Source organism: Marinobacter sp. BSs20148 (assembly GCF_000283275.1).
Taxonomy (GTDB): domain Bacteria; phylum Pseudomonadota; class Gammaproteobacteria; order Pseudomonadales; family Oleiphilaceae; genus Marinobacter; species Marinobacter psychrophilus.
Window position 1 is genome coordinate 1,003,230 of sequence record NC_018268.1, and the last position, 22,837, is coordinate 1,026,066.

The following is a 22,837-nucleotide window of genomic DNA, read 5'->3' on the forward strand; positions in this document are numbered from 1 at the left end:
CTATGAATGACGTTACCCTGAACAGTACGGATCTGAAACTGGCTCGCTCCGGCGAGGCTTTTCCGGCTCGGGCACTGTCGTCATCTTCTGCTGAAGGTATGCGTGTCGCGGGCTCTGTTGCTAGTGACTTCGCTGCAAGCCAGAATGTGTCCGCGAGCGTGAAGAGCCCTTCTGCGACGGGCAATGTTGTGCAGCAACAAGCTTTGACTCCAGCTGACCAAGCCGCGCAGGCCAGGGAGTCGAAGGAATCGCAGAAAGAGAAATTGACCAGTGCCGTATCGAAACTGAACGACTATGTTCAGAATGTGCAGCGGGACTTGCAGTTTGAGGTGGACAGCGAGTTGGGCCAAGTCATCGTAAGAGTGGTGGATCAGAAAACCCAGCAGGTAATTCGCCAGATGCCTGACGAGTTGGCGCTAAGGTTGGCAGAGAAATTGCAGCAGGATGAACCGCTGACGTTTTTTAACATCAAGGTATAAAAGTTGCCGCTTTTAATTTGATGTTGGCAATGATTGTTCAGCACCGCCGCACTCTTAAGGGGTCGGCGGTGTTCTGGTTTTAGGTAGGGGACGGACTTAAGTCCGTCCCCGGTCTTGCGGCCCGCCGGTAAGGTAGGGCGGTGAGGTAAGGCGGGGGCAGACTTGAAGTCTGTCCCCTGGATCCCGGCCTCAGAAATATATTTGCCGAGAGGGGCAAAGTTTTGCCGCTTGCGGCCGTTAACCGAAGTACGAAGTGATTGGCGCCTTCAAGGAGGCATGGGTATGGCAAATATTTCATCACTGGGAATTGGCTCTGGCGTGCTAACGTCAGACTTGGTGGACCAGTTGGTCAAGGCAGAGCGCGCGCCTGCTGACAACCGGTTTACCCGGAAAACTGAGCAGTCTGAGGCGATGCTGTCTGCCTATGGCAAGTTGCGCAGTGCCATTACCGAGCTGCGCTTGCCCATGCGCCAGCTAAGCTCTGCTGACAACCTGAAGGCCTTCTCCGCGACCTCATCCAATGAAGACATCGGTGTATCGGTGAACAGCGCTAAAGCCAGTCGCGGCAGCTATAGCCTGGATGTCACCAGCCTGGCCACCGCTCAGGCATTGGCATCGCAAGACGTATTCGCCGATCGCGACACCACCTCAGTGGGCGAAGGCAAGCTGACCATCGCCGTGGGCGACAAAACTGCCAACATCACTATCGACAGCAGCAACAATTCTTTGCAAGGTCTTGCCAACGCCATCAACGATGCGGGTGTGGGTGTGTCCGCCGGGGTCATTGATACGGGTAATGGCTTTCAGTTAGTGCTGTCAGCAGATGAAACCGGAACGGCTAACGCGGTGAGTATTACAGCCACCGAAAGCGATGGCACAAACACCGATGACACGGGCTTGTCCCGGTTTGCCTTTAACGCGGATATGGCTGAAAACGCGGGATTCAGCCAAACCATTGCCGCTAACGATGCGGTAATGAAAATCAACGGTATTGAAGTGACGCGCTCTACCAACAACTTTGAAAATGTGATTGATGGTCTGTCGTTCGACATCAAAGACATTGGCACTTCCACCGTTAAAGTCAGTCAGGACGTGGGTGCGGTTACCGATCGTGTTCAGGGCTTTGTTGAAAAGTTTAACGCATTGCAGGTCACCATCGATAGCCTGGCGGGTTTTAATGCCGAAGCGGGCGTAGGCAGTTTGTTAACTGGCGACAGCACCGTGCGTGCTCTGCAGAGCCAGCTACGGCAAGTGCTGACCGGCGTCGTGCCCGGGCTGGAAAACGCCAACGTGCGCAGCCTGGCCGACGTAGGTATAAAGACCGATCCGAATACCGGCGCTTTGGAGTTTGATCGCAGTATTTTTGAAACCCAGCTCAAGAACAATCCGGACGATGTAACCGCGCTGTTTGCCGAGCAGGGCAGAACGACCGATGGCCAAGTGGAGTTTGTGCGCAGTGGATTGAGCACTCAGCCGGGCCGGTACGATATCAATGTTACCCAGGCGGCTACCCGGGGCCAGCTGACTGCGGGCTCTGCATTGGCATCGTCGGTTGATGTGACGAGCACAAACGATGAATTCGCACTAACGGTCAATGGCGAAACTACGGTAAACCTGAAGCTTACTCAGGGCACGGGTGTTACGGCTCAGGCGCTGGTAGACGACATTCAGGCCCAGTTAAACAGCAACGTAGCCTTGAGCGCTTCTGGCGAATCGGTACAGGTGTCGTTGGACAGTGACAACAAGCTTGTATTTACATCCGGTAAATACGGCTCTGAATCCAACGTTAGTATTAGTTCGCAAGAAGATGCTAATGCTTTTGGCCTGACTGGCGCTAGCGGAACGGCTGGCCAGAATGTGGCCGGCACCATTGGCGGTAAGGTTGCAGAGGGTGATGGCCAGGTGCTGTTCCTGGGCAGCGGTTCCGGTCCGGCATCCGGCTTGCAGGTCCGCATTCTAGGCGACCAGACCGGCGCCCGTGGCTCTATCAACTTTGTGCAGGGCTTGGGTAAGAACACCGTTGATTTAGTCAACAGCTTCGTGGGTATAGATGGCGCGCTGGCATCCCGCACCAGCAGCCTGAACCGCGATCTAAGAGAGATTCAGGAAAACCAGATAAAGCTGGATGCTCGCATCGAATCTTACCGCGAGCGTTTAGTGAAGCAGTTCAGCGCCGCTGATTCGCTAATTTCCCAGCTTAACAGCACACGAGATTTCGTGACCCAGCAGCTCGAAGCACTGGCACCCCAGAATTTCAATAAATAGTCATTCCGGTTAACGCTTTGATAAGTCCGGCGTAGCCGGCAAGGAACGAGGTTACCAATGAAAGGTTTAAAGGCATATCAGCAGGTAAATACCCAAACCAGCATTATCGATGCCGATCCGCACCGGCTGATTCAGCTGCTGTACAACGGTGCGCTGGAGCGCATCAATATGGCCAAGGCCCGCATGCAAGCCAAGGATTTTGAAGGCAAGGGCAAGCTGATTAGCAAAGCCATAGAGATTATTGGCGGGCTGCGCAGTTTTCTGGACTTTGAAAAAGGTGGCGAGCTGTCAGTCAGGCTTGAAGGACTGTACGACTACATGGAGCGTACACTGTTCGAAGCCAACGCCAAAAATGACATTGCCAAGCTGGACGAAGTGGCCAAACTGCTACACGCGGTGAAAGACGGCTGGGACGGCATTCGTGGGGAAGCGGTGGCCCAAGCCCAAGCTGTATAAGGCCTAATAGCCAAGGCCACCTTGCTGCCGTACACTGTGTCGCTAAATTTCGATACATCCGTAGTATTGTGTGTGGAGCAAGGGCATGTCTGATATTAACAAAGTAGTACTGGCTTATTCCGGTGGCCTGGATACCTCGGTCATCGTGCGGTGGCTGCAAGACACCTACGGCTGTGAAGTGGTCACCTTTACGGCTGACATTGGTCAGGGCGAAGAAGTAGAACCGGCGCGGGTAAAAGCGAAAGCGCTGGGCGTTAAGGAAATATACGTTGAAGATCTGCGCGAAGAATTTGTGCGCGATTATGTATTCCCCATGTTCCGCGCTAACACCGTTTATGAAGGCGAGTACTTGCTGGGTACCTCTATCGCCCGCCCGCTGATTGCCAAGCGGCTGATTGAAATCGCCAATTCCACCGGCGCCGACGCCATTTCCCACGGCGCAACCGGTAAAGGTAATGACCAGGTTCGTTTCGAGCTGGGTGCCTACGCCCTGAAGCCCGGCGTGAAAGTGATTGCGCCCTGGCGTGAGTGGGATCTGAACTCCCGCGAAAAACTGCTGGCCTATTGCGCCGAACACAACATTCCGGTCGACATGAAAAAAGGCAAGTCGCCTTATTCCATGGACGCCAACCTGCTGCACATCTCTTACGAAGGCATGAACCTGGAAGACCCCTGGTGCGAAGCCGAGGACGACATGTGGCGTTGGAGCGTATCGCCGGAAGAAGCCCCGAATACCGCGACCTACATTGAAGTGACCTACGCCAAAGGCGACATTGTTGCTGTAGACGGCCAGGCCATGAAAGCCCACGAAGTGCTGGCGCACCTGAACAAGGTTGGCGGCGACAACGGCATTGGCCGTCTGGACATCGTAGAAAACCGGTATGTGGGCATGAAATCCCGCGGCTGCTACGAAACCCCGGGTGGTACCATTATGCTGCGCGCTCACCGCGCCATAGAATCCCTGACCCTTGACCGTGAAGTGGCTCACCTGAAAGACAGCCTGATGCCGCGCTACGCCGAGGTGATTTACAATGGCTACTGGTGGTCGCCAGAGCGTGAAGCTCTGCAGGCACTGATTGATCAGACCCAAACCTACGTGAACGGCACCGTGCGCCTGAAGCTGTATAAAGGTAACGTAGACGTGGTTGGCCGTAAGTCAGACGATTCGTTGTTTGACGAGAAAATTGCCACCTTTGAAGAAGACGAAGGCGCTTACAATCAGAAAGACGCTGAAGGCTTCATTAAGTTGAACGCTCTACGCCTGCGCATTGCGGCCAGCAAGGGCCGCAAGCTTTAAGTCTGCGCTCTTTAACAGGGTGGCGCTGGTGCGCCGCCCTGTTTAGTCTTTAGACCACGCCCGCCGTTATGTTTGCGGGCGTTTCATTTCCCGTAACAACACCAGAACAGGTTCCCCATGCCTTCTTTTGATATTGTTTCTGAAATCGACATGCACGAAGTGACCAACGCGGTTGACCAAACCAAGCGCGATCTTGGCAATCGTTGGGACTTCAAAAACGTAGACGCTGATGTAGAGCTGGACGACAAGGGCATTACCATCAGCGCCCCGCAAGAATTCCAACTGGAGCAGCTGTTGGATATGCTGCGTATGGCTTTCGCCAAACGCAGTATTGACGGCCGCGCGCTGTCTGAAAACGGTGACAGCAAAGCCGGCAAGTTGGTGAAGCAGCACCTGGAGCTGAAGCAGGGCCTTGAAACCGATATGGCCAAAAAGATCGTAAAACTGATCAAAGACCAAAAGATGAAGGTTCAGTCCAGCATTCAGGGCGACAAGGTGCGGGTAACCGGCAAGAAGCGCGATGACCTGCAAGAAGCCATGGCCATGCTGCGTGAAGCCGAGCTGGACGTGCCCCTGCAATTTAACAATTTCCGCGATTAAGGCGGCTTATCATTTTTGCTGAACCCCGGCGGGCCGCCTGGCGGGAAACCCTGCGACTTTATTCCCGCTGGCAGGTGGTTGCCCTTTTGTTTCTGGGGTTTTCGGCTGGCCTGCCATTTCTGCTGGTTTTTTCCACGCTGAACGCCCGCTTGGCAGACGTGGGGGTTGAAACCGCTACCATCGGTTTTTTTAGCTGGCTGGGCATTACTTATTCCATAAAAGTGATCTGGGCGCCGGTGGTCGACCGCCTGAAATTGCCCATTTTGGATAAGTTGCTGGGTAAGCGCCGCAGCTGGATGTTGCTGGCCCAGGTAGGCATAGCCGCCGGCCTGTATCTGATGGCCCACACCGATGCCACGAGCGCGCCTGAAATGATGGCCTTGTGTGGCCTGCTGGTAGCTTTCTCGTCGGCCACTCAAGACGTGGCCATAGACGCCTACCGTATTGAAATCGCCGAACAACGTTTGCAAGCCGCGCTGGCTGCCACCTATATATTTGGCTACCGGCTGGCGTTATTGGTAGCCGGCGCCGGTGCTTTGTATCTGGCGGAATTCTGGTCCTGGCAGGTGTCTTACGAGGTGATGGCGGCGCTGGTGGGCGTGGGTATGGCGACGGTTCTGATCGTGCGTGAGCCGACCGTAAATCACTTTAAGGCGGCGCAGGATATTGCCGAAAAAATTCAGCTGCAGGCAGCACATCATTCCCATCTTTCGCCACGCCTGGCCCGGTTCGCAAGCTGGTTTTACGTGGCGATTGCCGGGCCGTTTGTGGATTTCTTCCAACGTTATCGCGAACTGGCGGTGTCCATACTTCTGCTGGTGGCGGTATACCGCATTTCCGACATCGCCATGGGCGTGATGGCCAATCCGTTTTATTTGACCTTTATGGGCTTTAGTAAAACCGAGGTCGCCGACGTTACAAAGATCTTTGGGTTTTTCATGACCATAGGCGGTTCGCTGCTGGGTGGCCTGCTGGTAATACGTTACGGCGTGCGGCGTATATTGCTACTGGGCGCGGTTATGACGGCGCTGACCAACCTGCTGTTTGTAGTTCTGGCACAATATCCACCGAATCTTGCAACGCTTGCTGTTGTGGTCAGCGCCGATAACTTAAGCGGCGGCATCGCCAACGTGGCGCTGATCGCCTGGTTGTCCAGCATGACCAGCGCTTCCTTCACGGCGACCCAGTATGCACTGTTCAGTTCGCTGATGACCCTGCCGGGCAAATTCTTGGGCGGTTTCTCCGGCATGGTGGTGGCCAGCTACGGCTACGCGGAGTTTTTCCTGGTGGCAGGGCTGTTAGGCGTGCCGGCCATTGTGCTGACCATGATAATGATGCGCCACGGCGAACGCCTGGATGCGCTGGCGCCGGACAACTCGGGCCGCGAGGATGCGCCTGCGAGCGAGACGGCAAGGGAGTAGGGCTATGAAAGGTAGTTCTGTGGAAAGTAAGACAATAAAGCCTGACCACGTTGTAGAGCCCAACAAGGATCAAAAAATCTGGTTGGTGGTGCTGGCAATACCGCGGGGCAAGGTGGCAAGTTACGGCCAGGTTGCTGCCATGGCAGGCCTGGGCCGCCAGGCCCGTTATATCGGCCGAGCCCTGGGCAAGCTTCCACAAGGCCACAGTGTGCCCTGGTATCGCGTCATCCGCAGTAACGGCCAGATTGCCTTTGCGCCAGGTTCAGAGAGGTATCAGGAGCAGGTCAGCCACTTACAGGAAGAAGGCGTCGACGTGGTTAACGGCCGGGTTTCTATGTCTCGATTTGGCTTGAGCTAGAGATCCCGATCTGGCTAAATTACTTTACATTTCAGTGAAAAATCCATTTTCTGTAAAGTATTTTAGTCAGTCGGGCGTCGTATTCAGGCCAATCGACTACAGACGCATGGCGCCGTCGACTTCAATGACGCGGCCGCTGACGTAATCGTTCTCAAGAATGAACGCTACGGTCTGAGCAATTTCATAAGGCTGGCCCATGCGCTTGGCCGGGATGCCTGCGCACAATTTTTCCAGAGCTTCCTGCTTCATAGACGCGGTCATATCGGTTTCAATAAAGCCCGGTGCAATGGCCATGCTGCGGATGTTGTAACGGGCCAGTTCCTTCGCCCATACGGTGGCTAGTGCGGCTACGCCCGCTTTTGCAGCTGAGTAGTTGCTCTGGCCCATGTTGCCTGCGCGGGCAATGGATGAAATGTTGATGATCGCGCCGCGGCTGTTGGTCTTGATCATTTGGGTGGCGGCTTCACGGCCACACAGGAACACGCCGGTCAGGTTGACGTCGATAACGGCCTGCCAGCTTGCGAGCTCCATGCGCTTGACGATTTCGCCGTCTTTTGCTTTAACCATCAGGCCATCGCGCAGAATGCCGGCGTTATTCACCAGTCCGTTAAGCTGACCAAAATCTTCAGCGATTTGCGCGAAGGTTTTCTCAACGTCTTCCTCTTTCGCTACGTTGCAAATGTAGGATTTTGCTTCAACTCCGGCTTCCTTGCAGGCGGCAACGGCTTCTTCCAGCTTTTCCGGCATCAGGTCAATCAGCGCCAGGCGGGCGCCTTTGGACGCCAGAAATTCAGCCATGGCGCGCCCCAAACCCTGGCCACCGCCAGTAATTGCAACTACGGAATCTTGAAGTATCATAATTTGCCCTAAAATAGTGAGTGAACAGCACGGTTGCGGATACTGTGTGCCCGCTGAGCAGTTGTAGGTATTTTGCAGAGCAGTGTAACAGATCGTTATATGTACGTTGCTATCGAAATTACGCGTGAAGGAGAGTCCGGTGCCATTTTTCTTGTTGCTATTTGTTGTTGTGCCCGCTGCAGAACTGGTTGTCCTTATAAAGGTAGGCGCTATGATAGGTGCTTTGCAGACGGTGGCATTGGTATTCCTGACGGCGATTCTGGGCGCCTGGCTGCTTAAGCAGCAGGGCCTTGCCACACTGCTAAGAGCCCGCCAGCGGATGAATTCAGGCGAACTGCCCGCCCAGGAAGTGGCTGAGGGGCTGATTCTGGCGGCCGGTGGCGCGATGCTGCTAACGCCGGGGTTCATTACGGATTTCTTCGGTTTTATGTGTTTGTTGCCGTTCACTCGCCAGTGGCTGGTGGAGCAAGCCATAAAGCGGCTGACGGTTGTTGGCTCTGCCAGTGGCTTCTCGTTTAAAGGCCAGCCCGGTCAGTTTGGTGGTGAGCAGGGTCCGTTCGGAGGCCAAAATCCGTTTGACCGCGACGTCAACGGCGACATCATCGAAGGCGAATACCGTGACGAAACTGAAACCCACCACGATCGCATTGATAAAAAGTAAAATTTTTTTCTGGCGGGCGTTGAAAACCCCTACGCATTACCCCAAATACCTTTCACAAGTTCACCGCAGGCAGGCAGCCGCTGATACGTTAGCAGGCGAGCAGGTCGGGTAATCCCGGCAGGGCAGTGCACAAGCGGGTTCGCCCTCTTTTCTAGCAACTGTTTTTGCCACATTTAATCTGACTATTGGAGCATTCGAGCAATGAAAATTCGTCCGCTACACGACCGTGTTGTCGTGCGCCGTAAAGAAGAAGAAGAAAAAACCGCAGGCGGCATCGTGCTACCCGGTAATGCTAAAGAAAAGCCGTCCCAGGGCGAAGTCATCGCTGTGGGCAATGGCCGCGTTCAAGACAACGGCGAAGTTCGTCCTCTGGCCGTTAAGGCTGGTGACACCGTGGTATTCGGCCAGTATGCCGGTAACATCGTGAAAATCGACGGCGAAGACCTGCTTATCATGAGCGAAAGCGACATTTACGGCGTGCTTGAGTGATCTGAAAGCTCTGGCATATTGTGCACATTCTCATTAACCCGGTGATTTCATCATTTCGGTTTAACGGATAGGAACAGAAGACATGGCAGCTAAAGAAATTAAGTTTGGTGACAGCGCACGCAAGCGCATGGTTAAAGGCGTTAACGTTTTGGCCGACGCAGTACGAGTCACCTTGGGGCCCAAAGGCCGTAACGTGGTACTGGAAAAGTCATACGGCGCACCTGTAGTCACTAAAGATGGCGTATCTGTAGCCAAAGAAATCGAACTGAAAGACAAGTTCGAAAACATGGGCGCGCAGATGGTGAAGGAAGTTGCTTCACAGGCCAACGAAACAGCCGGTGACGGCACCACCACCGCTACCGTTCTGGCCCAAGCCATCGTTAACGAAGGCCTGAAAGCCGTTACTTCCGGCATGAACCCGATGGACCTGAAGCGCGGCATCGACAAAGCCACTATCGCTGCGGTTAAAGCGATTGGTGATATGTCCAAGCCCTGCGACGACAGCCGCAGCATTGCCCAGGTAGCGACCATTTCTGCCAACGGCGACGAAACCATTGGCCAGCTGATTGCTGACGCCATGCAACGCGTGGGTAAAGAAGGCGTTATCACCGTTGAAGAAGGCCGTGGCCTGGAAGACGAGCTGGACGTAGTTGAAGGTATGCAGTTCGATCGCGGCTATTTGTCGCCGTACTTCATCAACAACCAAGACAACATGAGCGTCGAGCTGGATGACCCGTACATCCTGCTGGTAGACAAGAAAATCTCTAACATCCGCGAATTGCTGCCGGTGCTGGAAGCTGTTGCCAAATCGGGCAAGCCGCTGATGATCATCGCTGAAGACATTGAAGGCGAAGCGCTGGCTACTCTGGTCGTCAACAACATGCGCGGCATTGTGAAAGTAGCCGCTGTGAAGGCGCCTGGTTTCGGCGATCGTCGCAAGGAAATGCTGCAGGACATCGCCATCTTGTCTGGCGGTACTGTGATTTCCGAAGAAGTGGGCCTGAGCCTGGAGAACGCCACTCTGGACGACCTGGGTACCGCCAAGCGTGTGAACCTGACCAAAGAAAATACCACCATTATTGACGGTGCCGGCGCACAGACTGATATTCAGTCCCGCGTTGAGCAAATCCGTAAGCAGATCGAAGACAGCACCTCAGACTACGACAAAGAGAAGCTGCAGGAACGTGTAGCCAAGCTGGCTGGCGGCGTTGCCGTTATCAAGATTGGTGCCGGTTCTGAAGTAGAAATGAAAGAAAAGAAAGCCCGCGTTGAAGACGCACTGCACTCCACCCGCGCAGCGGTTGAAGAAGGCATTGTGCCTGGCGGCGGCGTAACCCTGATTCGCGCTTTGGCGGCTCTGGATAACGTAGACGTTGCCAACGACGAGCAAAGAGCCGGTGTGAACATTCTGCGCCGTGCAATGGAAGCCCCTCTGCGCCAGATCGTATACAACGCCGGCGGCGAAGCCTCTGTTGTTGTTGCGAAAGTACGTGAAGGCACCGGTGCGTTACGGTTACAACGCAGCCACCGAAGAGTACGGCGACATGCTGGAGATGGGTATTCTTGATCCAGCCAAAGTCACCCGCTCTGCGCTGCAGGCAGCGGCTTCCGTAGCCAGCCTGATCATCACTACCGAAGCGATGATTGCCGACGAGCCAGAAGACGAGAAGTCTGGAGGCGGCGCGCCCGATATGGGCGGCATGGGTGGAATGGGCGGCATGGGCGGCATGATGTAATGCCCCTGGCCGCTGCTTAATAGCGGCCAGTTTGCTTCAAAAACCCCCGAACGGTGCGTCGCAAAAACTGCGGCCACCCTCGGGGGTTTTTTTATGGCGCCTGAAAACCTTTTTTCGCTCTGGTAACGTCTTTTAGTGCTGGTGCTGGTGTTATAGTTGCCTAGACTTATACTAACTAGGCCTAACAAACGGGATATAACTGCCAGATGCCTATTCACACGACCAACCTGATGCGGGCGCTTGCCCTGCTTGTGTTACTGCCGCTGATGTCTTCGGCACTGGCCCAGGAAGGTACTTGGCGGTTGAACATGAAAGAGGCCGACATTCGCGCTTTTGTGGCCCAGGTAGCCGACATTACCGGTTACAGCTTTGTGATTGACCCTCGAGTACAAGGCAAAGTGACGGTGCTGTCCAGCGCTCCGATGAACAAAGACCAGATTTACGATCTGTTTCTGGCGGTGCTGGGCGTCCACGGTTTTACCGCCATTCCCGGCGAAGAAGTCATCAAAGTGGTGCAGCAGGTAGACGCCAAACAGTCTGCTGAATCCCTCGACCGTTTTTCCATAACGCCTTCGGAACAGTTGATTACCCGGGTGATTCAGGTTGATAACGCCAACGCACGGGAGCTGGAGCAAATATTGCGTCCGCTGGTCGCCAAGTACGGTCATTTGGCAGCGGTACCGGCGGCCAACGCGCTCATAGTGAGTGACCACTACGCCAATATTCAACGCATTGAACAGATTGTAAAAGAGCTCGACAGCCCGGCTAAATACGAGGTAGAAGTGATTCAGCTGGACGAAGCCTGGGTCGGCGACATGGTGACCTTGTTGCAGGAACTGGCGCCGGATGAGCTGGCCCGTAATGGCACTGAAAATGCGGTTCGCAAATACAGTGTAACCGCCGACGAGCGCAGTAACCGGTTGATTCTACGGGGTGATCAAAACTTTCGCGCCAAAATGCGTGGCCTTATTAGCCAGCTGGACCAGCCCTCGGCCAGCGGCGGCACTACCAAAGTGCTGCGGTTGAAAAACGCCGACGCTAAATCCTTGGCGGACTTGCTTAAAGGCGTGATGGGCGAGCTGGTGCAAGAATCCGCAGGCGGCAATCGCCCCAGTGGTCAGTTCGCGGTATTTGCCGATGAAGGCCTGAATGCTCTGGTCATTCGCGGAGAGCCATCCTTAATGCAAGAAGCCGAGCAAATTGTTATGGCGCTGGATATACGCCGCGCCCAGGTCATGATTGAAGCGGCAATCGTGGAAATTAGCGAAGACATGGGCGAGCAGCTGGGTGTTCAGTTAGCCGCCGGTGATGAGAGTTCTGGCGGCTTTCCAGTGTTAGGGACCAACCTGGCCAGTGGCGGTATGTTGGGCTTGAATCAGGTGATCAGTGCTGTATTGGGCGATGGCACGGTGCCGGCTCTGGCTGGTGGTTTAACCGCAGGCGCCGGTGACCGCAACCGCAACGGAGTAACCTGGGGGCTACTGATTCAGGCGCTTTCAACATCGTCGTCGGCGAATTTGTTGTCGACGCCCAGTATTATAACCCTCGACAATCAAGAGTCTGAAATCATTGTCGGCCAGAACGTACCGTTTCGTACCGGCCAGGCGGCGGTGAGCGGTGAAGGACTTACCAATCCTTTTACCACCATCGAACGACGCGATGTAGGTCTGACCCTGAAAGTAACCCCAACCATCAGCGCAGATGGTTTGGTGCGCTTGGTGGTGGAGCAAACCACCGAGAATGTGGTACCCACCACCATTGCCGGCGCCTCCGACCTGATCACCAACAAGCGTGAAATAAAAACCACCGTACTGGCAGACGACGGCGAAACCATCGTGTTGGGTGGTTTGATGAAAGACGACTACGAAGTGCAGAAGAGCAAAGTGCCGTTGCTGGGCGACATTCCTTATTTGGGCCGGCTGTTCTCGTCAGAATCAGAAAACCGGGTTAAGCGAAACCTGCTGGTATTTCTGCGCCCGACCATCATGCTGGGCAAAGTAGACGCCGCGGCAGTCACCGACAGCAAGTTCCAGTCATTGAAAGAAGTTGACCTACACATCCGTGAAAAGCTGGGCCTTCCGGACAACGGCGAGGACCGCTCGATTGACAGCTTGTTCAGCCCAAGATAGAGGACAGATTTAAAATCTGTCCTCGGGCCGGTCCCAATGCTTAGTCAATAAGCGGTGGCATAGGGCAGTCCAGCTGGTCGGCGACCAGCCGCATCATCTCGTATTCCCGCACACTGATGTGGCCATTTTGGCTCACGCACTCTGCGCTTGCGTCTATAATCGCCGGTTTCAACAGCGGCGACAGTTTATTAAGCTCCGCCAGGGCCTGACTCAGCTCACGCAGGCTTACGCTCGTCAGTATTTTTGGTACGGCATTACCGCTCACACCAAAACCGGCCATGGCCTGGCTGAACAACGCTTGAGCCTGTTGCGGGTTGTCTGCACCGGCTCTTGCTAAAAGGCTGAACAGCTGCCTTAAAGCCGGCAACACCGGTTGAAATCTGCGGTGCTTTACCGCTATGGCCCGTCCCGCCCGGGGTGATAAATGACGGCTGAAAAAGCTGGTGAGGGCGAGTTCAAACAGTGAAATGTTCTGGTCGGCCACAGCCAGGGCTTTCACATTGCGGATTAGCTGTTGCTGTTCGTTTGGGTCCAGCTTACGTAAAGCCGGCATTGCCAGCTCCAGCAGCGGGAAGCGGGCGGCTGCGCCCAGCGCTGTGACTGTAGGCAGCAGTTTTTGTAGAATCGGCTCTTGGTGGCCCACCACCGGATGCGCAGGCAGCAGGGCTAGATAACGTTGCTGCTGCTCTGCGGGCAAGTCGGCAATCAGCAGGCTGTAGCTGAGCTGCACCGCACCGGCGCGGGTATAGATCAACCCGCGGCAGGTGGCCGGTAGCTGGCCCAGCAGGTCCTTGGCATAGTTTTCACTACCTGGATACACCTGCCCAACGCGCACTGACATAGGCGTATCTGTGGCTATTCGGTAGCGATTGTTGCCTGCCAGTGGCGAGCCGGAACCTTTGTTGGCGCGGGTGTTGAACGGAGCCGGGTCGGCAAAACCCAGGGCGCTGGCCGTTGTACTGGTTTGAGTGCTTTCTGGTGAGCTGCCTGGCGCATTGCCTAGAGTGTTGGCTTGGCGTTGTGCGCTGTTTTCGGCTTGTGTGTTGCGCAGGGCCTCGCTACTGCGGGTATCACGCAGGCGGCTGCGCAAACGGGTGATCAGCCCTGGCTGCAGGGCGTTGATGCGGTCTTCAATGGGCGGGTGCGACGCCAGCAACCCCATAAACTTCATGCGGGTGCTTTCGCCGAAACACATGTGGTTCATGTCGCTGGCGTGGCGGGTGGTGTCCAGATGGCTGCCTTGCAAGCCTATTTTGAACAGCGCGCCGCCGATACCATCCGGGTTGCGGGTGAACTGCACCGATGAAGCATCGGCCAGGCGTTCGCGCTGGCGGGACACGGCGGCCTGAATCAGCCGGCCGCAAAACACGCCGGCGTAGCCAATCACAAAAAGCACGACGCCCAAGGTACCCAGGGCGAACGTGGCCGCGGCTGTCGCGGCGTGTGCGCACGGCGCCGCTGTAGAAGCCTGCGCGAGCCAGAAACAGCCCAATCTGGCCAATCATCAGAATGCCCGCCAATAAGGCAATCAGGCGCACGTTCAGGCGCATGTCGCCATTCAGGATGTGGCTGAATTCGTGGCCTACCACGCCTTGGAGCTCATCGCGGGTTAGCTGGGTGAGTGCGCCATGGGTCACCACCATCACCGCTTCAGCGGGGCTGTAACCGGCTACAAAGGCGTTAATGCCGGTTTCCTGATCCATCACGTAAAGTTCAGGCACTGCCACGCCGCTGGCGATGGCCATTTCCTCAACAATATTGCGCAGGCGCCGTTCCAGCGGGTCGTTGGTGTCTGGGTTTATCGGCTGGGCACCCACCATTTCGGCTACCCGCCGGCCGCCATCGGCCAGATCAATCCAGCGTATTAACGAGCCCACGCCCATCAGCGCGACGCTGGCGCCGGCGGTAATTAAGCCGTGGCTGGTGAGCAGCCAGTGGTGAAACGGCAAGGCGCTGGTGCTGCTGCGAGTGACCATGTAGCCCACCACGCACACCGACAGCGTAATCAGCATAACCGCGGTTGAAAACAGCGCCACCAGCAGTAAGGTGTTACGCCGGGCTTTGGCCTGGCGCTGAAAGAAAGGTGAATGGGCCATGGGTGTCGGCGCCGCTTAAAATGAGACTTTGGGTACGTAGCGAGCTTCCGGGGTTTCCAGTTGCAGCTGTGAGGTTTCTTGAAAAGCGAACAACCCGGCAATCACGTTGTTGGGAAACTGCTCGCGGTAGGTGTTGTAGGTCATCACTGTGTCGTTATAGGCCTGGCGCGCGAATGACACGCGATTTTCGGTGCTGGACAATTCTTCCATCAATTGTTGAATGGTTTCGTTGGCCTTCAGATCCGGGTAGTTTTCGGCCACGGCGTAAAAGTTGGCGAGGGCCTTGGTCAGCATGTTTTCGGCGCCGCCCAGGCGTTGAATACGCTTGCCGTCATCGGGATTTTTAGCCGCTTCCTGCTGTGCATCAACGGCGTTGTTACGGGCGTTCATCACTTGGGTGAGGGTGTTCTTTTCATGGCTTAAATAGGCTTTGGCGGATTCTACCAAATTAGGGATCAGGTCGTGGCGGCGCTGCAGTTGCACGTCAATCTGGGCAAATCCGTTGCGGAACTGGTTGCGCAAAGCCACCAGCCGGTTGTAGATGATGACCAGGAACAGGGCAATGGCGGCAATTATAATCAGGCCGATCGTAGTTGTCATAGCGTGTCCTTTCGGTGTTTTTAGAGCAGGGACAAAAACGGGGACAGATTTCAAATCTGTCCCCAGTAAACTTTATCGGGGACGGGTTTGAAACTGTCCACGATAAAGTTTAGCGGCTTGATGGCTTAAAAACACTGACCTGTATGGCAACTCCACTCGGAAAAACAGGTGTTCGCTGTTTTTCGCTCACAAAAATACCCGCACTAGGCGGGCATTTTTGTGAGCGAAACTGGGAACGGTTACCGGGGACGGATTTGAAATCCGTCCCCTATTTTGGCTCGTCCCCGGTTTGACCTACTTAAGCCAAATTTTTGTTCACAAAGTCCCAGTTCACCAGCTTCCAGAAAGCAGCCAGGTAATCAGGACGTGAGTTGCGGTAATCCACGTAATAGGCGTGTTCCCAAACATCGACCGTCATTACTGGCTTGTCTGCGCCAGTCAGCGGCGTCTCTGCGTTACTGGTGTTTGCAATCGCAACGCTGCCGTCGGATTTTTTCACCAGCCAGGTCCAGCCAGAGCCGAAGTTGTTGGCGGCTTTGTCGTTGAATTCTTTTTTGAAGTCATCAAAAGAACCGAAGGCTTTTTCGATGGCGTCTTTCGCTGCGCCGGTTGGCTCGTTGCCACCGTTGGGGCTCAGGCAATGCCAGTAGAAGGTGTGGTTCCAAACCTGGGCTGCGTTGTTGAACAGCGGGCCGCTGGCGCTTTTGATGATGTCTTCCAGCGACTTGTTGGCGTCGTCAGTACCCTCAACCAGGCCATTCAGCTTGGTGACATAGGTGTTGTGATGCTTGCCGTAGTGAAAATCCAGAGTTTCCGCGGAAATGTGCGGTTCCAGAGCATTTTTTGCGTAAGGCAGTGCAGGTAGTTCAAAGGCCATGAGATCGATCTCCGTTTTCTCTCGATTTTATATAGATTGCTTCGCTATCAAAACTTCATTATCAGTGCTTCTTTATCAAAACTTCGCTACAACTACTAACAATAGGGTCACTTTGGGCCAGATCAACCCTTTGAAATTAAGGTGCTGTTAAACTCCGGACAACCTGGCAAAAATTGAGCGCAATTAAGGACCCTCCATACCAGCTCTTGGTAATTGTCAGCCAAAATATTCACGTGGCCCAATTTGCGGCCAGGTCGTTCCTGCTTGTTGTACAGGTGAACATGGGCGTAGGGCAGTTGTAAAATCCGCTCGATTTCGCCGTGAACGCCAATAATGTTAATCATGCAACTAACGCCCCGTGGCTCTACATTCCCAAGAGGGTGTCCGCTGACAGCACGTACATGATTTTCGAACTGGCTGGTCATGGCACCTTCTATGGTCCAATGGCCGGAATTGTGCACTCGCGGAGCCATTTCATTGGCAATCAAGCCATTTGGTGTCTCGAACAGCTCAAGGGTCAATACGCCCACATAGTCCAATTCGTTCAGTAAGTCGCGAATATAGTATTCTGCTTCGTTTTGCAGGTGGGCTTGTAGTTTTGGCGCCGGGGCAACGGAATAGCGCAGAATGCCCTGATGATGGTCATTGTCCGCCATGGGGTAAAACGCCACATCGCCGCACTCGGCGCGTACGGCAATAATCGACAGTTCGCGGCTGAAATCGACGAACTTTTCGACCATCAGGCGTGGGTGGCCGATGCTCTGCCAGGCAACAGCTGCGTCATCCGGGCTTTTCAATATGGCCTGGCCTTTGCCGTCGTAACCTTCAGTGTTGGTCTTGGCGACGACCGGGCAGCCGAGCTCTTCAGCGGCGGCCCGCAGCGTTTCGGCGCTGTCCGCGATTTTCCATTGCGGTGTAGGAATGCCCAACCGGCCAAACAGTGTTTTTTCAGCTTCGCGGTTCTGGCATATCTGCAATGCGCGGGGGCAGGGGTGCACGATGGTTTTCGCTGCAATCTTTTCAGCGACTTCTACCGGTAGGTGTTCAAATTCGTAAGTGACGCGGTCAACCTTGCTCAGAAACTCGTCCAGCCTTTGGCCTTTAGGGTCGCTGATGGTTTCGCCTATGCCGGCACTGGGGCTGCCTGACATGTCGTAGAACACAAAGTCTTTGGCCAGTGGGTAACCTGCCAGGGCGAGCATTCTTCCCAGTTGGCCGGCGCCTAGTACGCCAATTCTCATGTGTTTTCTCCTGTCCATTTGTGGCATTGAGTTTTCGCACAGTTCGCTAGCGTTGGTGGTGTTATCATTGATTCACGGAACTGACGGGTCCGGGCTGTCCAGAATTGTTTGGGTCTGCGTGCTGCGGAACTCGTCAACAGCTTGGCGCACGGTTTGGTCAAAGGTGCCGATAATTTGGGCCGCCAGTAAACCTGCGTTGGTGGCGCCTGCCTTGCCGATGGCCAGGGTACCTACGGCGATGCCACCGGGCATTTGTACGATCGACAGCAGCGAGTCAAGACCGTTCAGGGCCTTCGACTGTATCGGCACGCCAAGCACCGGCAAAGACGTTTGCGAGGCTACCATGCCCGGTAGGTGGGCTGCACCGCCGGCGCCGGCTATGATAACTTTCAGGCCGCGGTCGGCTGCCGTCTTGGCGTATTCAAACAGCAGGTCGGGGGTGCGGTGAGCGGAAACGACTTTGGTTTCATAGGCCACGCCAAGCTTGTCGAGCATGTTGGCGGCATTTTCCATGGTCGGCCAGTCGGATTTGGAACCCATGATGAGTCCTACCAGCGGTTGCATAGGCAACAATCCTTCGATGATTGGAAAGCGAGCTATTGTATGATGTGGCCCAAAGCCATGCAATCGGCGCGGCGCAAGCACCGAACAGCGACTCAGTTAAGGACCCGATATGGAACCTATTCGACCAGATAAAGATGAATTAAGAGCCGAGCGGCCGGATAGCCCAATGGGCTCTGCCAAATCTGCGGGCAGCGCCAAACCTGCACCAACCAGTCAGAGCAAGCCGGCAAAGGCCACTGAAACCCCGAAAGCCGCGGCCGGCAGCGGGTCGCAAGGTAATGGCAGTGGTGGCGCTGGAATCTTGTGGTTGCTGGTTGTTGTGTTGGCGTGCGTGGCCGTTGGCGGCTGGTACATTCAGGGTCAGCGTATTCAGGCACTGGAAAACCAGGTGGAAGAAGCCGACAGCTGGGTTCGCCAAAGCAAGCTAGCGCTGGCGCGATTTGAAGGTACCTTATCTGAAACGGGCGAAAACCTCGAACTAGCCGGTGTGTCGTTGGATGAACAACTGGCGTCACAGAAGACGCGGCTGGATAACGCCGACAGTGAAATTCGCAAGCTGTGGGTGATTGCCAATGAGCGCAACAAGCAGTTGCTAGAGCAGCAGGCGGCTGCGATTAGCGAACTTGAAACGGCACTTGGCAAAAACCTTAACGATTTGGTGAGCGTTCAGACCGCGGTGGCAAGCGCAGAAACGGCGTTGAGCGACGCCATCACACGGCAACAGGGCGAGCGCGCCGAGCTGGCAGCCAGAGTAAGTGCTGTTCAAACCAGTGCATTGTCGCTTAAAACCGAACTGGCTACGGCAAATCAGAAAACCGATGCCTTAGCCAAGAGCACTGACGAGCGTATCACCACGTCTATTCGCCGTTTTGAGCAAGAACAGAAACTCACCACCAGCAGTATTGAAAGCCGTATTGCTGCGCTGGAAAAAGCGGTTACAAGCACAACCAGTGGCAACGGGGCGGGCGCCATGCAGAGCGAAATCGCCGAGCTGAAAAAAACCGTTGAGGTGATTGATTCGTCGCGTTCGCAAATGACATCGCGCCTGGTGCGATTGTCGCAGGAAGTTAATGACCTGCAGGCGAAGCTCACCGGCCAGTAGACGGATCGGTAAATAGGTTAGTGAATGAACAAATCTCCGGTGTGACGGCCTTTTAAGGGAATTTTAGGCAAAACATTTGACACGGAGACAGAAATGCTTAGAATGCGCCGCTCACTTGTTTGAGACACGTTTGCCAAGTGGCAGATGCAAACAGTGAGTCTTTGAAAGGCCAAAGCGGGCGGTTAGCTCAGCTGGGAGAGCATCGCCCTTACAAGGCGAGGGTCACTGGTTCGATCCCAGTACCGCCCACCACTTAGCCTTCAAAGATCCGTCAGGCACAGCACCTGACATTGCATTCGGGTAAATCCGGATGGCTGCGGAGCGGTAGTTCAGTTGGTTAGAATACCGGCCTGTCACGCCGGGGGTCGCGGGTTCGAGTCCCGTCCGCTCCGCCAACTATCTGGGTGGTTAGCTCAGCTGGGAGAGCATCGCCCTTACAAGGCGAGGGTCACTGGTTCGATCCCAGTACCACCCACCATATTTGAAAAACGGGCAGTCTCATTGAGGCTGCCCGTTTTTTTATGTGTGTTCAGAATTCCGCTTCTAAGCTCCTAGTAAAGATTGCCCGCAAACCCTCACCACATTGCCGTTCAAGCCACTCGACCCAGGGCTGCAAAGCCAGCTGACGGTTTCGGCCACATCCACCGGCTGCCCACCTTGGGACAAGCTGTTTATCCGCCGCCCCGCTTCGCGAACGGCGATGGGCATGGCGTCTGTCATGTTAGTTTCAATAAATCCGGGCGCAACCGCGTTTATAGTGGTGCCGTTTTTGAGCTGCCGCGCCTCCGCCTGCACATAGCCAATAAGCCCGCTTTTTGCCGCAGCGTAATTGCTTTGCCCGCGATTGCCGGCAATACCGCTGACCGATGACAGGCACACAATGCGCCCGTTAGCGTGCAATAACTCATGCCGTTGAATTCTTTCGGTAATGGCCATGGCCGCTGTCAAATTCACACTGATGGCCGCGTTCCAAGACTGCTCAGGCATATTGCCCAGGGTTTTGTCGAGGGTAAGGCCGGCATTGTGAATTAGCAGGTCCAAGCCACCGAGCTGCTCAACAAACGCGGCAATCAGCTGGGGCGTATCGGCTTCGGTAATGTCCAGCGCCAGGGCATGGCCTTTCAGGCTTTCCATTTGTTGCTGTAATTCCAGCCGCGCGCCGGGCAAGTCCACTCCAATGACGGTAGCGCCGTCGCGGCTTAGGGTTTGTGCGATGGCCAAGCCAATACCGCGGGCTGCGCCGGTCACCAGGGCCAGTTTGCCGGTGAGAGGCGCCACCGGGTTGGTCACGGCTGCGTCGGTACTTTTATCGATCTGGGCAATCTGTCCGGACACATACGCTGATTTTGCAGATAGGAAAAACCGCAGGCTGGAGTTCAGGTTGTTTTGGGCGCCAGTGGCTACCCTTAACAGGTTCGCAGTGGCACCTTTGTTACCAATCTCTTTCGCGACGCTGCGCACAAACCCTTCTAACGCCTGTTGTGCCGCTGCATGGGCCGGCTTACGGCAATTTTTTACGGGCTCGCCCAGCACCAGCACCCGCCCGTGCTGAGCCAGGCCTTTTATACTGCCGTGAAAAAACTGATACATTGCGCTCAGCTCTTCGGGCGTTTTGATGCCGCTGGCGTCGAACACCAGGGCAGAAAAATTGCCAGGTTTGCCCAGCGGCAGCACCATGGGTTTCGTCCGGTTTTCCGCCTTGGCTGAATCCGCCAGCCGTTTATCGCCGCTGGCGTAATAGAGCTTGGCAGCACTGGCGCCCAGCACCCGGCCCACCTCGGAAATCAACTTGCCGCCGCCTGCGGCACCCAGCAGAACATCGCCTTCAATGAACGGCTGGTCTACCCGTTTCAGTCGTTGCAAAGGCACCGGCGCAGGCAAGCCCAGGGTATTGGCTGCAGTTTGCCCCAATGAGGTGTTCATTAGCTTGAAATACAGATCCGACATGGCGGTTGTCCTTTGGCGATTAGCATGGCAAAAATTGTAAGCAGGCACTGCTACACATCCTAGCCCATAGTTTTAACAACAAAGAGGGTCGTCAGGCCTGATTGTCGGCAGAAAAACGGTAATGGCACCGTGAATTGCTCATTGCCAATATTAGTCTTTGACACCAGCGCACGCAGTCCGTAATATGCGCTACACGTTGATTGAGGGAAGAAAAAAGCCCTTAATTAACAACCAGTTTGATGCGGGGTGGAGCAGTCTGGTAGCTCGTCGGGCTCATAACCCGAAGGTCGTTGGTTCGAATCCAGCCCCCGCTACCATATAAAAGAAAGCCAGATCAGTGATTCACTGATCTGGCTTTTTTGTGTTTAAAAAGAAAAAACCTCGCTTTACCATTCGCCATAAAATTAGGGTGCAACCCTAACTACTTTTAGCAAGCGCAGAGTGTTTGCGACTAACTCAGAACTCTTTAAAGTCATAATAGATGAACGCATTGTAAGTCTGTTACAAAAAAGATTGCTGCGGGATTAGCAGTGATATCTCCCTCCGGTTTTTTTGGTCTGACGGTGAAAAAAACGGCTAAACCGTTATTAAATATGACATTAGTCACATTTTCCCGCTGTTCGAATTCTTATTGTGTGGTGGTTAATTCAGCCCTGAGCCCTGAGGGATCTTGAGCGTTTGTTAACGATTTGTATCTTTTTGTAACATGACGCGCTATACCCTATTTCTATAACTTAACAATCAGTTAATCAATTGGGGTCCAGAATGCCTGAACTTTTGTTCTATCAACGGCCTACGGTTCTGAATAAAGATGTCCACAAGAGCATCCGCTTTTCGCCGGTGAAAGATTTCGGGTTCACCCGCGATGTGAATTCGGTCCCTCTTCTGGCTATCGAGTTTTTTGAAGCCAGTCGCGATCTTCCGGTGCTGTTCAGTCAGGACAAGGACGGGTCGTACTTCCCCATTGCCTTGCTCTCCTTGAAGAATCAGGGCCACGACCAAGTCGACGACAGTGGTCGATGGCAGGGCAACTACACGCCGGCCTTTATTCGCCGTTATCCGTTTGTGTTGAGCAACGACAAAAATGTCTGTTTTGATGCGGACTATGTTGGCCTGGCGGAAGCAGATTTGGAGGCGGCCGCTGAAGGTCAAGGCGAAGGCGATCTTTTGTTTGCGGATGACGGTGCCTATACCGACACCCTGAACAAGATCATCGAGTTTGTAACCAACTTTGATGCAGAGCACCTGCGTACCCGTGAGTTCTGTGAGGCGGCATCCGAAGCGGATGTATTCAAACCTTTCGTCTTGCAGGTAGTAACGGCCGGCCAGAAACCGTTGCGCCTGGACGGTTTGTTCGTGCTAGACGAGAACAAACTCATGGCGCTGGAAGACGACGTTGTTACACAGTGGTTCCGTAAAGGGTATCTCGCCTGGGCGTATGCCCACCTACACTCCCTCGGCGCTATTGCGCGCTTGAGCGACAAGCTCAATACCCGCTCCTGATCATCTGGTAACTGTTTTGTGATAATTGGATGACGATCAGCTTTACCCGCCTCGGCTCTGCCGAATGACGCTGTACCATGACCATTACAGGTTGGGCCACAAAATGAAGTTTCCTCACCATCCACTCGTATTGGCTATGGGTCGTTGCCGGCCATTTG

At 54.7% G+C, this 22,837-nt stretch carries 19 protein-coding genes, 4 tRNA genes and 2 pseudogenes; 17 read left to right on the forward strand and 8 right to left on the reverse strand.

Features of this window, described 5'->3' with window-relative positions; genetic code table 11:
* Positions 1-2 precede the first annotated feature (2 nt).
* The 7 genes from MRBBS_RS04525 (at position 3) to MRBBS_RS04555 (ending at position 6,876) form a co-directional block, all read left to right on the forward strand.
* On the forward strand, positions 3-479 hold the full coding sequence (locus tag MRBBS_RS04525) for a flagellar protein FlaG (RefSeq protein ID WP_014870250.1): 477 nt from the start codon (positions 3-5) through the stop codon (positions 477-479).
* Between the two features lie 282 nt (positions 480-761).
* The gene (gene fliD, locus MRBBS_RS04530; RefSeq protein WP_014870251.1) at positions 762-2,744 is read left to right on the forward strand and encodes a flagellar filament capping protein FliD; all 1,983 of its coding nucleotides are present in this window, start codon (positions 762-764) and stop codon (positions 2,742-2,744) included.
* A 57-nt stretch (positions 2,745-2,801) separates the two neighbouring features.
* Positions 2,802-3,200 carry a flagellar export chaperone FliS gene (fliS, locus tag MRBBS_RS04535; protein ID WP_014870252.1) on the forward strand — a complete coding sequence of 133 codons (399 nt, stop codon included), beginning with the start codon at positions 2,802-2,804 and terminating at the stop codon, positions 3,198-3,200.
* An 85-nt stretch (positions 3,201-3,285) separates the two neighbouring features.
* Positions 3,286-4,497: an argininosuccinate synthase gene (locus tag MRBBS_RS04540; protein ID WP_014870253.1), complete on the forward strand. Its 1,212-nt coding sequence runs from the start codon at positions 3,286-3,288 to the stop codon at positions 4,495-4,497.
* Between the two features lie 117 nt (positions 4,498-4,614).
* On the forward strand, positions 4,615-5,097 hold the full coding sequence (locus MRBBS_RS04545) for a YajQ family cyclic di-GMP-binding protein (protein WP_014870254.1): 483 nt from the start codon (positions 4,615-4,617) through the stop codon (positions 5,095-5,097).
* 74 nt (positions 5,098-5,171) lie between these two features.
* Positions 5,172-6,518 carry an AmpG family muropeptide MFS transporter gene (locus MRBBS_RS04550; protein ID WP_041635078.1) on the forward strand — a complete coding sequence of 449 codons (1,347 nt, stop codon included), beginning with the start codon at positions 5,172-5,174 and terminating at the stop codon, positions 6,516-6,518.
* Between the two features lie 4 nt (positions 6,519-6,522).
* Complete coding sequence (locus MRBBS_RS04555) at positions 6,523-6,876, forward strand: MGMT family protein (protein ID WP_014870256.1); 354 nt, start codon at positions 6,523-6,525, stop codon at positions 6,874-6,876.
* Positions 6,877-6,972: 96 nt separating this feature from the next.
* Here the strand turns inward: MRBBS_RS04555 and MRBBS_RS04560 are convergent, their stop codons facing one another.
* On the reverse strand, positions 6,973-7,734 hold the full coding sequence (locus MRBBS_RS04560) for an SDR family oxidoreductase (protein WP_014870257.1): 762 nt from the start codon (positions 7,732-7,734) through the stop codon (positions 6,973-6,975).
* Between the two features lie 139 nt (positions 7,735-7,873).
* Here MRBBS_RS04560 and MRBBS_RS04565 point away from each other — a divergent pair, with 139 nt between their 5' ends.
* From MRBBS_RS04565 to gspD, 4 genes and pseudogenes are all read left to right on the forward strand, one after another.
* The gene (locus tag MRBBS_RS04565; protein ID WP_014870258.1) at positions 7,874-8,395 is read left to right on the forward strand and encodes an FxsA family protein; all 522 of its coding nucleotides are present in this window, start codon (positions 7,874-7,876) and stop codon (positions 8,393-8,395) included.
* Positions 8,396-8,596: 201 nt separating this feature from the next.
* Entirely contained in the window at positions 8,597-8,884 is a 288-nt protein-coding gene (gene groES, locus MRBBS_RS04570; protein ID WP_014870260.1) for a co-chaperone GroES, read from the forward strand.
* Between the two features lie 82 nt (positions 8,885-8,966).
* Positions 8,967-10,620 (forward strand): annotated as a pseudogene (gene groL / locus MRBBS_RS04575) (chaperonin GroEL).
* Between the two features lie 206 nt (positions 10,621-10,826).
* Entirely contained in the window at positions 10,827-12,749 is a 1,923-nt protein-coding gene (gene gspD / locus MRBBS_RS04580) for a type II secretion system secretin GspD (protein ID WP_014870263.1), read from the forward strand.
* Between the two features lie 40 nt (positions 12,750-12,789).
* Here the strand turns inward: gspD and MRBBS_RS04585 are convergent, their stop codons facing one another.
* From MRBBS_RS04585 to purE, 6 genes and pseudogenes are all read right to left on the reverse strand, one after another.
* Positions 12,790-14,145 (reverse strand): M48 family metalloprotease, encoded by a 1,356-nt coding sequence (locus tag MRBBS_RS04585; RefSeq protein WP_413540181.1) that lies wholly within the window; start codon positions 14,143-14,145, stop codon positions 12,790-12,792.
* A 154-nt stretch (positions 14,146-14,299) separates the two neighbouring features.
* Positions 14,300-14,845 (reverse strand): annotated as a pseudogene (locus MRBBS_RS20335) (M48 family metalloprotease); the annotation flags it as partial.
* A gap of 15 nt (positions 14,846-14,860) precedes the next feature.
* On the reverse strand, positions 14,861-15,445 hold the full coding sequence (locus MRBBS_RS04590) for a LemA family protein (protein WP_014870266.1): 585 nt from the start codon (positions 15,443-15,445) through the stop codon (positions 14,861-14,863).
* 298 nt (positions 15,446-15,743) lie between these two features.
* Positions 15,744-16,322 (reverse strand): superoxide dismutase, encoded by a 579-nt coding sequence (locus MRBBS_RS04595; protein ID WP_014870267.1) that lies wholly within the window; start codon positions 16,320-16,322, stop codon positions 15,744-15,746.
* A 122-nt stretch (positions 16,323-16,444) separates the two neighbouring features.
* Complete coding sequence (locus MRBBS_RS04600; RefSeq protein ID WP_014870268.1) at positions 16,445-17,563, reverse strand: 5-(carboxyamino)imidazole ribonucleotide synthase; 1,119 nt, start codon at positions 17,561-17,563, stop codon at positions 16,445-16,447.
* A 72-nt stretch (positions 17,564-17,635) separates the two neighbouring features.
* Positions 17,636-18,127: a 5-(carboxyamino)imidazole ribonucleotide mutase gene (gene purE / locus MRBBS_RS04605; RefSeq protein WP_014870269.1), complete on the reverse strand. Its 492-nt coding sequence runs from the start codon at positions 18,125-18,127 to the stop codon at positions 17,636-17,638.
* 109 nt (positions 18,128-18,236) lie between these two features.
* Between purE and MRBBS_RS04610 the strand changes: the two genes are divergently transcribed.
* From MRBBS_RS04610 to MRBBS_RS04625, 4 genes are all read left to right on the forward strand, one after another.
* Entirely contained in the window at positions 18,237-19,229 is a 993-nt protein-coding gene (locus MRBBS_RS04610) for a hypothetical protein (protein WP_014870270.1), read from the forward strand.
* A 176-nt stretch (positions 19,230-19,405) separates the two neighbouring features.
* Positions 19,406-19,481: transfer RNA gene (locus MRBBS_RS04615), tRNA-Val, on the forward strand.
* Between the two features lie 66 nt (positions 19,482-19,547).
* Positions 19,548-19,624 (forward strand) — tRNA-Asp (locus MRBBS_RS04620).
* Between the two features lie 7 nt (positions 19,625-19,631).
* A tRNA-Val gene (locus MRBBS_RS04625) sits at positions 19,632-19,707 on the forward strand.
* Positions 19,708-19,772: 65 nt separating this feature from the next.
* On the opposite strand, the gene MRBBS_RS04630 is transcribed toward MRBBS_RS04625, so the two are convergent.
* Positions 19,773-21,176 (reverse strand): 3-oxoacyl-ACP reductase, encoded by a 1,404-nt coding sequence (locus tag MRBBS_RS04630; protein ID WP_014870271.1) that lies wholly within the window; start codon positions 21,174-21,176, stop codon positions 19,773-19,775.
* A gap of 240 nt (positions 21,177-21,416) precedes the next feature.
* Between MRBBS_RS04630 and MRBBS_RS04635 the strand changes: the two genes are divergently transcribed.
* Together MRBBS_RS04635 and MRBBS_RS04640 are read left to right on the forward strand one after the other, a co-directional pair.
* A tRNA-Met gene (locus MRBBS_RS04635) sits at positions 21,417-21,493 on the forward strand.
* Positions 21,494-21,941: 448 nt separating this feature from the next.
* Positions 21,942-22,679 (forward strand): SapC family protein, encoded by a 738-nt coding sequence (locus MRBBS_RS04640; RefSeq protein ID WP_014870272.1) that lies wholly within the window; start codon positions 21,942-21,944, stop codon positions 22,677-22,679.
* Positions 22,680-22,837: the final 158 nt, after the last annotated feature.